Origin of the sequence: Micromonospora echinospora (assembly GCF_900091495.1) — a bacterium.
GTDB lineage: Bacteria > Actinomycetota > Actinomycetes > Mycobacteriales > Micromonosporaceae > Micromonospora > Micromonospora echinospora.
In genome coordinates this window covers 2,558,342-2,570,658 of record NZ_LT607413.1, presented here as the reverse complement: position 1 = coordinate 2,570,658, position 12,317 = coordinate 2,558,342, and the positions used below count along the sequence as shown (strand labels likewise).

General features: G+C 71.3%; 14 protein-coding genes and 1 tRNA gene. 10 read left to right on the top strand and 5 right to left on the bottom strand.

The annotated features are described in order from the left end of the window. The first annotated feature begins 47 nt into the window (after window positions 1–47). From GA0070618_RS11710 to GA0070618_RS11680, 7 genes are all read left to right on the top strand, one after another. Complete coding sequence (locus GA0070618_RS11710; RefSeq protein WP_088985462.1) at window positions 48–659, top strand: GNAT family N-acetyltransferase; 612 nt, start codon at window positions 48–50, stop codon at window positions 657–659. A gap of 105 nt (window positions 660–764) precedes the next feature. Continuing rightward, on the top strand, window positions 765–1,283 hold the full coding sequence (locus GA0070618_RS11705; RefSeq protein ID WP_088981663.1) for a ribbon-helix-helix protein, CopG family: 519 nt from the start codon (window positions 765–767) through the stop codon (window positions 1,281–1,283). Between the two features lie 76 nt (window positions 1,284–1,359). Continuing rightward, window positions 1,360–2,208 carry a DUF4097 family beta strand repeat-containing protein gene (locus GA0070618_RS11700; RefSeq protein WP_088981662.1) on the top strand — a complete coding sequence of 283 codons (849 nt, stop codon included), beginning with the start codon at window positions 1,360–1,362 and terminating at the stop codon, window positions 2,206–2,208. Between the two features lie 23 nt (window positions 2,209–2,231). Beyond that, window positions 2,232–3,188, top strand: coding sequence for an ATP-binding cassette domain-containing protein (locus tag GA0070618_RS11695; protein ID WP_088981661.1), 957 nt, complete (start codon window positions 2,232–2,234; stop codon window positions 3,186–3,188). Beyond that, entirely contained in the window at window positions 3,185–3,976 is a 792-nt protein-coding gene (locus GA0070618_RS11690) for an ABC transporter permease (protein ID WP_088981660.1), read from the top strand. The genes GA0070618_RS11695 and GA0070618_RS11690 overlap by 4 nt, the downstream gene beginning before the upstream one ends. A gap of 145 nt (window positions 3,977–4,121) precedes the next feature. Further along, the gene (locus tag GA0070618_RS11685) at window positions 4,122–4,829 is read left to right on the top strand and encodes a hypothetical protein (RefSeq protein ID WP_088981659.1); all 708 of its coding nucleotides are present in this window, start codon (window positions 4,122–4,124) and stop codon (window positions 4,827–4,829) included. Then, complete coding sequence (locus GA0070618_RS11680) at window positions 4,826–5,182, top strand: transcriptional regulator (RefSeq protein ID WP_088981658.1); 357 nt, start codon at window positions 4,826–4,828, stop codon at window positions 5,180–5,182. Before GA0070618_RS11685 ends, GA0070618_RS11680 begins: the two co-directional genes overlap by 4 nt. Before the next feature lie 86 nt (window positions 5,183–5,268). Here GA0070618_RS11680 and GA0070618_RS11675 read toward each other — a convergent pair. Beyond that, a tRNA-Ser gene (locus GA0070618_RS11675) sits at window positions 5,269–5,355 on the bottom strand. Between the two features lie 75 nt (window positions 5,356–5,430). On the opposite strand from GA0070618_RS11675, the gene deoD reads away from it, so the two are divergent. Beyond that, window positions 5,431–6,138: a purine-nucleoside phosphorylase gene (gene deoD / locus GA0070618_RS11670; RefSeq protein ID WP_088981657.1), complete on the top strand. Its 708-nt coding sequence runs from the start codon at window positions 5,431–5,433 to the stop codon at window positions 6,136–6,138. A gap of 155 nt (window positions 6,139–6,293) precedes the next feature. Here the strand turns inward: deoD and GA0070618_RS11665 are convergent, their stop codons facing one another. From GA0070618_RS11665 to GA0070618_RS11655, 4 genes are all read right to left on the bottom strand, one after another. Continuing rightward, window positions 6,294–6,740, bottom strand: coding sequence for a nucleoside deaminase (locus GA0070618_RS11665; RefSeq protein WP_088985461.1), 447 nt, complete (start codon window positions 6,738–6,740; stop codon window positions 6,294–6,296). A 206-nt stretch (window positions 6,741–6,946) separates the two neighbouring features. Next, window positions 6,947–7,465, bottom strand: coding sequence for a tRNA adenosine deaminase-associated protein (locus GA0070618_RS11660; protein ID WP_088981656.1), 519 nt, complete (start codon window positions 7,463–7,465; stop codon window positions 6,947–6,949). Window positions 7,466–7,621: 156 nt separating this feature from the next. After that, window positions 7,622–7,789: a hypothetical protein gene (locus tag GA0070618_RS34000; RefSeq protein ID WP_170107950.1), complete on the bottom strand. Its 168-nt coding sequence runs from the start codon at window positions 7,787–7,789 to the stop codon at window positions 7,622–7,624. A gap of 110 nt (window positions 7,790–7,899) precedes the next feature. Further along, window positions 7,900–8,286 (bottom strand): hypothetical protein, encoded by a 387-nt coding sequence (locus GA0070618_RS11655; RefSeq protein ID WP_231931708.1) that lies wholly within the window; start codon window positions 8,284–8,286, stop codon window positions 7,900–7,902. Window positions 8,287–8,330: 44 nt separating this feature from the next. Between GA0070618_RS11655 and GA0070618_RS11650 the strand changes: the two genes are divergently transcribed. Both GA0070618_RS11650 and GA0070618_RS11645 read left to right on the top strand, forming a co-directional pair. Then, window positions 8,331–9,089, top strand: coding sequence for a M23 family metallopeptidase (locus GA0070618_RS11650; protein ID WP_414467577.1), 759 nt, complete (start codon window positions 8,331–8,333; stop codon window positions 9,087–9,089). A gap of 158 nt (window positions 9,090–9,247) precedes the next feature. Continuing rightward, a complete protein-coding gene (locus tag GA0070618_RS11645; RefSeq protein WP_088981654.1) occupies window positions 9,248–12,154 on the top strand; it encodes a glycosyl hydrolase in 2,907 nt (968 codons plus the stop codon). Window positions 12,155–12,317 lie beyond the last annotated feature (163 nt).

Genomic DNA, 12,317 nt, shown 5'->3' with positions numbered 1-12,317 from the left:
GGAGCTCGTGCCGCGCCGAGACCGCCGAGATGCACGGGGAGGACGGCATGGAGTTTGAGGTACGCCGGATCGGACCGGAGTCGACCGCCGAAGCGGCGTCCGTGCTCGCGGACGCCTTCGACGGCTACCCCTGGACCGCCTGGACGGTGGCCGCGGACCGGCACCGGGAGCGGCTGGAGGCGATGTTCGCACTGACCGTCGACGCGGTCGGGTTGCCCTACGGTGACGTCTGGGGGGCGATGGGGTCCGACGGCAGGCTGGTCGCGGTGGCGGTCTGGCTGCGCCCGGACCGGCCGGTGCCGGACGAGGTCTGGGCCGGTGTCGCCGCCCGGGACGCGGAACTGGCCGGCGACCGGCACCCGGCGATGCTCGCCGCCGACGCGGTCTGCGCCTCGCTACGGTCGACCGAGCCGGCGTTCCTGCTGGCCACCGTCGGGGTGCGCCGGACCTGTCAGGGTCGAGGGCTGGGCAGCCGGGTGCTGCGGCCCGGCCTGGCGGAGGCGGACCAGGCTCACCTGCCGGCGGTGCTGGAGACGTCGTCGACGCAGAACGTGCAGCTCTACCAGCGGCTCGGCTTCACCGTGACGGGGGAGGCCCAGGTTCCTGGCGGCGGCCCCCGGGTCTGGGCGATGCGCCGCCCGGCCAGCCAATCGGAGTGAAGCAGCCGGGCGACCCGAGCAGCGTGCCGCCAGACTGGCGCCACCCTGAGCCAAACTGAGCCAGATTGAGTTGTCCATGGCACCACTATGTGCCATAGTGGTGCCATGGACTTGAACCCGTACGTGGCATCTCTCGGTCGTGAGCTGCTGACGGCTGTGGAGACCGGCGGTGACGACGGCACCGCGTTGATCGAGCGGTTGACTGTGTCGATGGAGTCGGCGATCCGGCTCGCCCTGCTCGAAGCACTGTCGGCCGCCGCCGACGAGATCACCAGGGAGTTGGCTCCCGGTTCGGTCCAGGTTCGCCTGCGCGGCCGTGACCCGGAGTTCGTCGTGACGCCTCACCTCGTGGCGCAGCCGATGGAACACACCACCGACCGGGGCGCGGTGCCGGCCGACGATGCCGTGACGGGCTTCGAAGACGGTGCCACGGCGCGCATCAACGTCCGTCTTCCGGAACAGCTCAAGGCCGCGGTCGAGGAAGCGGCTGGCAAGGAGGGCCGGTCGGTCAACGCGTGGCTGGTGCGTGCCGCCTCGGCCGCACTGCGAGCCTCGGAGCGCGACCACGGCTCCGGCCGGCGCGACAAGCCCAGCGCGCAGCGCTACACCGGTTGGGCGCGTTAGCCGAGTCCGGCCCCACTTTCCTGTCACGTCCCCCACCAGCGGGGATGTTCTTCCGACTCATTCTGAGGGGACAGCCATGCCTGTTTTCGCCACCCCGGATCCGATTTCCGTCACGATCGAACTCTCTGCCGGCGACGTGCGGCTCGTCGCCAGCGACCGCACCGACACCGTCGTCGAGGTACGGCCGAGCGACGAGTCCCACGACTCCGACGTGAAGGCCGCGCAGCAGACCCGCGTCGAGTACGCCGACGGCGCGTTGACCGTGCGCGGGCCGAAGTCCCGGGTGTTCGACTTCTCCAAGAGAACCAGGTCGGTATCCGTACTCGTCGAACTTCCCGCTGGCTCGTCGGTGCACGGTGACGTGTCGGCCGGCGACTTCCACAGCACCGGCGTGCTGGGGGAATGCCGGATCAAGACGTCACTCGGACACTTCCGGCTCGACCGGACCGGCCAGCTCCGCCTGGACACCTCCGCCGGTCACGTCACGGTCGACACGGTCGTCGGGGACGCCGAGGTCGCCACCGGCAGCGGACACGTCCGCCTCGGCGAGATCGGCGGAGCCGCGGTCATCAAGAACTCCAACGGCAACACCGACGTCGGCACCGTCACCGGCGAACTGCGTGCGCGTGCGGCGAACGGCGACATCTCCGTCGGACGGGCCGATGCCGGAGTGGAGGCCAAGACCTCCAACGGAACCATCCGCATCGGCAGGGCCGCGCGCGACTCGGTGACGCTGACCACCGCGGCCGGCGACCTGGAGATCGGCGTCGCCGCCGGCACCGCCGCGTGGCTCGACCTGAAGACCGGGTACGGGCGGGTGCACAACGCCCTGGACGACCTCGGCCCGGGACCGGAGAAGTCCGAGGAGACCGTCGAGGTCCGCGCGCACACCACCTTCGGCGACATCACCGTCCGCCGTTCCTGACCTGACCTCTCGAAGGGGCCTCCATGACCACGCCATCCCAGTCGGCGATCTCGGTGAGCGGCCTGCGCAGGTCGTTCGGCGACCACGTCGTGCTCGACGGAATCGACCTGAACGTCCCACGGGGCACCGTCTTCTCGCTGCTCGGCGCGAACGGAGCGGGCAAGACCACCACGGTCAAGATCTTGTCCACGCTGATCCGTGCCGACGGGGGCAGCGCGTTGATCGCAGGTCACGACCTGGCCACCGAGCCCGACGCGGTCCGCGCTGCGATCGGGGTCACCGGCCAGTTCTCCGCAGTCGACAACCTGCTGACCGGCCAGGAGAACCTGACCCTGATGGCCGATCTGCACCACCTGGGCCGGGCGGCGGGCCGGCGCAGGGTCGCCGAACTGCTCGACCAGTTCGACCTGGTCGACGCGGCCAGGAAACCGGCCGTGACGTACTCCGGCGGCATGCGCAGACGGCTCGACCTCGCGATGACCCTGGTCGGCACACCCCAGGTGATCTTCCTGGACGAGCCGACCACCGGGTTGGACCCGCGCAGCCGCCGTGGCATGTGGCAGATCGTGCGGAGGTTGGTCGCGGACGGCGTCACCATCTTCCTCACCACGCAGTACCTGGAGGAGGCCGACGAACTCGCCGACCGTATCGCCGTCCTGGACCACGGCCGGATCGTCGCCGAAGGCACCCCGGACGAGCTCAAGCGTCGCATCTCCGGCGGTCACGTCCTGCTGCGGTTCGCCGGCCTCCGCGATCTCGAGTCCGCCGCGCGTGCTGTAGGCCAGGCGTCCCGCGACAGCGACGCGCTCGCCCTGCGGGTGCCGCACGACGGCAGCCTCCGTGCGCTGAAGGCCCTGCTCGACCGGCTCGACGAGAACGCGGTCGAGGTCGACTCGCTGAGCGTGCACACCCCCGACCTCGACGACGTCTTCCTCGCCCTCACCGGCAAGCCCGAGAACGAGAAGGTGGCCACCCGATGAGCACCATGTCGTACGCACTGACCGACTCGGCGACGATGCTGCGCCGCAACCTCCGGCGCATGGTGCGCTACCCGTCCATGACGGTGACGCTCGTCGGCATGCCGGTCGTCTTCCTGCTGCTGTTCGTCTACGTCTTCGGCGGCACACTCGGCGCCGGACTCGGCGGCCCCTCCGGCGGACGGGCGGAGTACGTCAACTACGTCACCCCCGCGATCATCCTGATGACGATCACCGCCGCGGTTCAGGGCACCTCCATCTCGGTCACCATGGACATGACCGAGGGCATCGTCGACCGGTTCCGCACCATGGCCATCGCCCGCGTCTCCGTCCTGACCGGACACGTCATCGGCAGCCTCGTCCAGACGATGCTCAGCATCGCGGTGGTCGTCGGCGTCGCACTGCTCGTCGGGTTCCGACCGTCGGCAGGTCCCGGCGAGTGGCTCGCCCTCACCGGCGTCCTGGTGATGATGGCCTTCGCCTTCATCTGGCTGTCGGTCGCGTTCGGGCTGGCCAGCAAGACCGTCGAGTCGTCGAGCAACGTCGGCCTGCCCCTGGTGCTGCTTCCGTTCCTCGGCAGCGGGTTCGTCCCGACCGACTCGATGCCCACCGCACTGCGCTGGTTCGCCGAGTACCAGCCGTTCACCCCGCTCATCGAGACCATCCGCGGTCTCCTGATGGGCACTCCGATCGGGAACAGTGCCGTCGTCGCCATCGGCTGGTGCGTCGTCATCACCCTCGGCGGCTACCTCTGGTCGAAGAAGCTGTTCAACCGCGAGTCCACCCGATGACGCGATCGGTCCGTCACGGAGGCCCGGGCTCCGGCACGGACTGAGAACGGGACCCGGACGAGGATGCGCCCGGCGGCTCCGCGTGGAGCTGCCGGCGCTCTCGCTGCCACTAGCGCCAATCGGTTTGCTATGGAAACCTATTGGCATGACTTCCGAAGCGGTTCATGCCGGCGGTGACCCCCGCCGACTGTTGGCTGATGCGCGCGACCTCGCGCGCCGGGTCCGTCTTGCCCAGCGGGTGACATGGTTGCCGCTGGGCGTGCTGGCCCTGGTGACGTTCGGGGCGATCCCCGCCTACCGGTACGGCCACACGGTCGTCAGCGACTGCCGGACGGTGGACGGCGGCCAGGTGTGCCGGGTCTGGGAGCCGGCTGCGCAGTTCTACTGGCTGGCGGCGGCGGTCCTGGCGTACGTGGTGATCGCCGGCGGTTACCTGCGGGTGGCCCGGGCCCGGGGAGTGGACGCCCGCGTGCTGCCGTACGTGCTCACCGGTGTCGCGCTCTCGGTCGTGCTGTTCGCCGCCATCGCCGCCGGCGCCGGAGCGTGGATCGTCCGCGACCCACAGGCGCTCCTCGACCCGTCCACCTTCGTCCAGGTCCTGTTCCGGCTGCTCACCCCGATCGGCGGGATCGGGCTGGCTCTCCTGGTGCTGGCCTGGCTGGAACGGCACGTCGCGCTGCTGTTGTTCGCCCTCGGGTACCTTGCAGTGGTGCTGGTGCCGATCGACTTCGGTTGGGGAGCCCACTGGGGTGGCCAGTGGGAGAACGTGCCGATGCTGGTCGTCAGCGGCGGCGTGCTGTTGCTGGGCAGCGCCGGCTTCGCGCTGGCGCAACGGCTGCGACGGTCCCGGTGACCGACCCCGTCGACACCCCGGCGCCACAGGAGACCGAGTCCCCGCATCCGGCCACCGCGCTCGACGACGTGGTGCACCAGCGGATCCGGCTCGGCATCCTCACCATCGCGCACGAGGCCCGTCGGGTGGAGTTCGGCTACCTGCGCACACACCTGGAGCTGACCGCCGGCAACCTCTCCAAGCACCTGAGCGTGCTGGAGACAGCCGGCCTGGTCCAGATCGAGAAGGGCTACGCCGGCCGGCGCGGCCGGACCTGGATCACCCTCACCGCCGCCGGTAACACCGCGCTCGCCGAAGAGATCGCGCGCCTGAAGCAGCTCATCGCCCGCGTCGACCCGACAGCCGGACAGTAGCGACGACAGCCGACAAGAACTGAGACCACAAGCAGAACGCCCGGCCGATCCTCGCGGATCTTCCGGGCGTTCACGCTGTTCACGAGCGGTGGCGGCGGGATTTGAACCCGCGGAGGGCGTAAACCCTCACACGCTTTCGAGGCGTGCTCCTTAGGCCACTCGGACACGCCACCGCCGAAGAGGTTACAGGACCACCGGCCCGGACGCCGAACCGGTATGCCACCGGACGGCCTGGCAGGATCCTCCCCATGAGTGTGCACATCGGCGCGAAGCCGGGAGAGATCGCCGAACGGGTCCTGATGCCGGGCGACCCGCTGCGGGCCAAGTGGATCGCGGAGACCTACCTCGAGGACGCCACGTGCTACTCGACGGTCCGGGGCATGCTGGGCTTCACCGGGCGCTGGAACGGCGTGGAGGTGTCCGTCCAGGGCTCCGGCATGGGCATGCCGTCGGCCTCGATCTACGCCCACGAGCTGATCAACGAGTACGGCGTACGGTCGTTGATCCGGGTGGGCTCCTGCGGTGCCCTCGCCGAGGACCTGAAGCTGCGGGACGTGATCGCGGCGAACGGCTCGGCCACCGACTCGAACATGAACCGGGTGCGTTTCGACGGGCTCATCGACTACGCCCCGGTCGCCGACTTCGGGCTGCTGCGCACCTCGGTCGAGATCGCCGAGCGGCGCGGCGTACCGATGCGGGTGGGACCGGTGCTGGCGGCGGACGCCTTCTACACCGACCGGCCGGACCTCTACGACCGGCTCGCCGACTACGGCGTGCTGGCGGTGGAGATGGAGTCGGCGGCGCTCTACACCATCGCCGCCCGGTTCCGGGCCCGTGCCCTCACCGTGCTGACGGTCAGCGACCACATCAAGACCGGCGAGAAGAGCACCTCCGCCGACCGGGAGCAGACCTTCTCCCAGATGGTCGAGATCGCTCTCGACACGATCGTCGCCTGACCGCGCTGAGGTGGTAGCAGGGGACCCTTCTTACGCAAAATCCGGTAGCAAGGGTCCCCTGCTACCACACAACACCCCGCCACAGCGCACCCCGCCATACGACGCCACGCCACACGACGTAAGGCCGCAGCACATCGTGCTGAGGCGGTGCGGCGTCAGCGGAAGAAGGCGCGCAGCAGGGCGGCGGACTCGGTCTCCAGGATGCCGCCGTACACCTCGGGCCGGTGGTTGAGCCGGCGGTCACGCAGCACGTCCCAGAGCGAACCGGCCGCCCCGGTCTTCGGCTCCCAGGCCCCGAAGACCACCGTCGACACCCGGGCCAGCACCAACGCGCCCGCGCACATCGTGCACGGTTCCAGGGTCACCACCAGGGTGCAGCCGTCCAACCGCCAGTGTCCGAGCCGCTGCGCGCCCCGGCGCAGGGCCAGCACCTCGGCGTGCGCGGTCGGGTCGCCGGTCAGTTCCCGCTCGTTGCGCCCGACGGCCAGTTCGACGCCGTTCGGGTCGTAGAGCACTGCGCCGACCGGGATGTCGTCCGCGCCGACCGGAGCCGCGGTCGGGGTGTCCGGGCCGGTGACGGCGACCGCCAGCGCGCGGCGCATCCACAGTTCGTGCCGCTGCCGGCGGCCGACACCGCCCGGGTCGGCCAGCCCCTCCTCCGCCCCCGGTCCGATCCGTCCGGCGTACCCGGGGGTGGGTTGGCCCGGCCGGACGGTCTCCAGGGCGGGGTCCGTGACGTCCGCCGGCTCACCGGCAGGAAGCGGAAAGTCGGCGGCGGAGGGGAGCCCACCGGTGGCAGGAGGCTCGTTCACACCTCGCGCAGCTCCTCGACCTCGTCGGCACAGCCGAGCACCTGACACACCTCGGCGGTGACGTCGGCGGGGAGCATCCCCTCCCGGGTGCAGAGGGTGACCAGCCGCTGCGCGGGGATGCCCAGGTCGTCGAGGAGGTCGGCGTCCCCGACCGGGTCGGCCTCGGGGTCGACCGCCGGCTGGTCGCTCTCCCCGCCGCCGGTCGTCCGCCGCACGTCGCCGACGTCGTCCAGGTCGGGGGCCTTCAGGTCGCCGACCAGCACCGACCCGAGCTGAGACTCCTCGGCGTACGCCGAGTCGGAGCCGAAGACCCGCAGGTCCTCCCCCTCGTCCAGGCGCAGCACCACCAGGTACGCGTCGTCGGCCTCGACGAAGAGCAGGGACAGGTCGGCGTCGGGCTCGACGTCCCGCAGGCGCTCGGCCACCTCGTCGAGATCCGTGACGCCCCGCAGGTTCACCTCGGCGGCGGTCCAGCCGCCCGCGTCCCGTACTGCGGCCGCAGCGAAGTACGACACTGTCCCCCCTGACTACCCGGCACCGCGTGCCGACCTGTTACGCGTGCACGGTAGCCGGTCGCATCGGCGGGCGACCGGTCAACGCCCCGATGAGGCGGTCAATCCCCGGGAAAGTCGAGCCCGTCCCGGCCGGCGACCCGACCGTGGGTGGCTGGTTCAGCCGGCGACCCGGCGACGGGTGGCGATGAGCTGGCGTAGCCGCTCACTGCGTACCCGCTGCGGTCGCTCGCGTTGGCGGACCGCTCTGGCCCCGGCCAGTTCCGCGAGGAGCTGCAGGCGTCGGCGGCTGCGGTCGGGGTCGAGCCGCGGGGTGGTCCAGGCCATACCGCCGAGGGTGACCCAGTCGTGTCGCGTACGTCAAGACGTGCTTCGGTGTGCAGCGGGACGACCACGCAGCGCTTACCGGAGCGGACCGTTGAGCCCCGGTCCGGTGGTCACCAGAGCGGCCAGTTCCCGCTGCCCGCCCAGCTCGCCACCACCACGGCCACGGCGATGCTCCAGCCACCGGCGGTGACGATCGCCACGCCGGTGCCCACGCCCCGGTCGCCGAAGCGGACGAGCACCAGGGCGACGACCCAGGCGACCAGGCCGGCGCCCACCGTCCACCAGGCGTAGCCGCGCAGGCCCTCGCCGAGCAGGCCGAAGAAGAGCAGCCAGGCGGCGCCGACCGCGCCACCGACGGCGACGCCGCTGCCGGTGACGGGATGCGGCTCGCGGTAGGTCGGGCGGACGGGCCGCCCGGAGGGGAAGAGACCCGACGGGGTACGCCCCATCGGGTGTCCCACGCCCGGCGGGGGCGGCGGGCCGGGTTGCCAGGTCATCGCCGTCACTCCTCCCCGGGCCCGGCGGGCCCCCTCCCACCGTAGTGGTCTGCCAGGATGGTCGGGTGTTGCCGCGACTGATCGGGTATGGGTCCACGCGGCCGGTTCTGCTGCTGCTCGTGCCGGTGCTGCTGGCCGGATGCGCGACCTCCCGGCCGGTGAGCGCTCCGTCGGCGTCGGCACCGGTCGGGTCGTGGTCGCCGACCGGGTCCGCCCCGGCATCGCCGCCGGTGGCGACCGGGACGCCGACCGTCCGTCCCGCGCCGACGGCCACCGGTCTGCGGTACGCCTTCCCGGTGCGGTCACGCAAGGTCGGCTACCACCCGACCCACTCGGCGTATCCGGGCACGGACATCTTCGCCGACTGCGGCGAGCCGGTGGTCGCGGTGACCGACGGCGAGATCCTCGAGGTGAGTCGGGTGGACCGCTTCGACCCGGACGGGCCGAAGGGGCCGAACAACGGCGGCCTCTCGGTGTCGCTGCTCGGGGACGACGGTGTGCGGTACTACGGCTCCCACCTCAGCGTGGTCGCCGACGGGGTGGACGCGGGGGTCCGTGTCCGGTCCGGGCAGCAGCTCGGCCTGGTGGGTCGGACGGGCAACGCGAACAACGTCTGCCACCTGCACTTCGGCATCTCGCCGCCCTGCCCGGGGAAGGACGGCTGGTGGATCCGGCGGGGCGTGGTCTGGCCGGCGCGTTATCTGGACGCCTGGCGGCGCGGGGTCGACCGGGAGCCGGCCGCCGAGGTGCGGGCCTGGCATCGCAAGCACGGCTGCCCACCCGCCCCCACCTCGGCGAACTGATCCTCCACTCAGCCTTTAACGGGTAGGACACATTGACGAGTGTTGCCTTGTCGGCTACCGTCCGAGCGAGAGAGCGCTCTCACAGCACCCTTTCCCCCCATTTCTGACAAGCGCCCCGGAGCCGACCAAACCGGCGTCGGACGCGCGATGGAGGCCCGATGAAACCTCCCGTCCCCCACCGCCCGCTGGCGCTGGCCGCCGCGACCGCCCTGGCCGTCCTCGTCGGCGGCCTGGCCGTCAGCGTCACCACCCCCGCCGAGGCCGCCACCGTCGGCCGGGGCAGCTACACCACCGACCCGGTCGGCCCTCTCCCCGCCGGCTGCGGGCAGATGTCGACCAACCCCCGCCAGTTCGTCACCGCCAACGCCCCCACCGGCCCGGTGCCCACCAACGACTGGTGGTCGTCCCTGCTGTGGAAGAAGACCAACTGCGCGTTCAGCGAGCCGCTGCACGCGCACCCGATCTCGTTCAACACGCTCACCGACGGTCTCGGCTTCTCGGCCACCTCCACCCCCGTCATCACCGGCACGGCGACCGGCGTCGGCGAGTTCAAGTACCCGTACCAGGAGGACATCCGGGTCGGGGTGGCCGGGCTCGCCGCGCCGAACGTCAAGGTCGACGGCTGGACCGACTGGACGGTCAGCCCGCACTGGAGCGACGGCGCACGGACGATGCGGGCCACCATCGGCCACGGCCTGCCGTACGCCTACTTCCAGACCGGCGGCGGCGACGCGGTGGTCAACGTGACCGGCGGCAGCCCCACCGTCTGGTCGAACGGCGGCGGCACCATCGGCTTCACCGTCCGCGGCAACAACTACGTCGCGTACGCCCCGACCGGGGCCACCTGGACGGTCAGCGGCACCCGGATCTCGTCCAACCTGGCCGGCCGGGGCTACTTCTCGGTGGCCCTGCTGCCGCAGACCAGCGACTCGACGGCCCGCGCCTCGCTCGCCGCCACCTACGGCCAGTACGCGCACGCCCACGTCACCGGCACCCGCGTCTCCTACAGCTACGACCAGGCCAGCAGCACGGTCCAGACGACGTACGCGTTCACCACCACCGCCCGCGAGGGCAGCGCCAACCGGACCGTGGTCAGCCTCTACCCGCACCACTGGAAGTCGCTGGCCGGATCCACCCCGATCGCCCAGACCTACCCGTCGGCCCGGGGCCGGATGAAGGTGCTCACCGGCGTCGCCCAGTTCCAGACGTCGATGAAGTTCCACGGGGTGGTGCCCGAGCTGCCCGCCGTCGCCACCGGCACCGGCAGCGACCTGACCACGCTGCGCAACCACCTGGCCGCCGTCCGGAGTAACCCGATGGACCAGCGGGGCAACGACACCTACTGGACCGGCAAGGGCCTCGGCCGGGCCGCCCGGATCGCCGAGATCGCCGACCTGGTCGGTGACACCGACACGCGCACCGCCGCGCTGAACGCCATCCGCAGCACGCTGACCGACTGGTTCACCGCCTCGTCGGGCAAGACCCAGCGGCTGTTCTACTACGACCGCAACTGGGGCACGCTGATCGGCTACCCCGCGTCGTACGGCTCCGACCAGGAGCTGAACGACCACCACTTCCACTACGGCTACTACATCGCCGCCGCCGCGACCCTGGCCAAGTTCGACCCGACCTGGGCCCGCGCCGACCAGTACGGCGGCATGGTCGACCTGCTCATCCGGGACGCGAACAACTACGTGCGCAGCGACACCCGCTTCCCCTACCTGCGCGACTTTGACATCTACGCCGGCCACGACTGGGCCTCCGGGCACGGATCGTTCGCCTCCGGCAACAACCAGGAGTCCTCGTCGGAGGGGATGAACTTCGCCAACGCGCTGATCCAGTGGGGTCAGGCCACCGGCGACACCGCCGTCCGGGACGCCGGCATCTGGATGTACACCACCCAGGCGGCGGCGATCAACGAGTACTGGTTCGACGTCGACAACGAGAACTTCCCGGCCGCGTTCGGCCACTCCACGGTCGGCATGGTCTGGGGCGACGGCGGCGCGTACGCCACCTGGTTCAGCGCCGAGCCGGAGATGATCCAGGGCATCAACATGCTCCCGGTCACCGGCGGCCACCTGTACATGGGCTACCGGCCGGCGTACAACTCGACGAACTACGCCGAACTGGTCCGCAACAACGGTGGTGAGCCCACCGTGTGGCAGGACATCCACTGGCAGTTCCTCGCCCTCGGCGACCCGGACTCGGCCCTGGCCAAGCTCCGCGCCAACCCCGGTTACACCCCCGAGGAGGGCGAGAGCCGGGCACACACCTTCCACTGGGTACGCAACCTCGCCGCGCTGGGCAACGTCGACCGGTCGGTGACGGCGAACCACCCGCTGGCGGCGGTGTTCGTCCGCAACGGGGCCCGTACGTACGTGGCGAGCAACATCAGCGCGTCCCCGATCACCGTCCGGTTCTCCAACGGCACCACGCTGAACGTGGCGGCGGGTAAGACCGCCACCACCGGGGCGTACACCTGGAGCGGCGGCAACGCCAACGGCGGTGTGAACCCGAGTCCCACGCCGACCACGACGCCCACGTCCAGCCCGACCCCGACGTCCAGCCCGACCCCGACCCCCACCCCCACCGGCACGCCGGACTCCCCGACCCGCTACCTGCTCGCCGGCGGCGGTCTCGCGGGTGCCGGCACGGCGGGCACCGCCACGGTCGCCGCCGCCAACGGCAACCACGACGGACGACCCACCAACGCGCTGGTCTTCACCGCGACCGGCCTCGACCTCACCTACCAGGGCGGCAACGGCAGCTTCGACCTCTTCCTCGACGCCGGCACGGCGGTCGGCAACGGCGTGCAGCTGCGTGCCTCGTACGACCTGACCGGTGACGGCACCTTCGAGCGGGTGGAGACGTACCGCTACTTCGCCACCGACCCGGTCCAGGGCTACGAGCACTACACCCAGAACCAGGGCCTCCAGACGGCCACCGGCAGTCACGGCAACCTGCGCAACGGCACCGTGAAGCTGGAGGTCTGGTCGGCCATCGGCAACAACCCGACCACCCTCGGCGTGGGCAACCAGTCGGTTCTCCGGCTTCCCCACGCCTGATCCCGCATCCGCCGACCCGGGGGCCGTCGTGGCGTGCCACGACGGCCCCCACCGGCACGCCCGCCGGGAGGGGACGGCACGGGGAGCCCGCGCCGCCGAGCCGACGACCGCGACGCGGCCGGCAGGCGGGGACGGAAGGACGGGCGTAACCGGGACCGGAGGC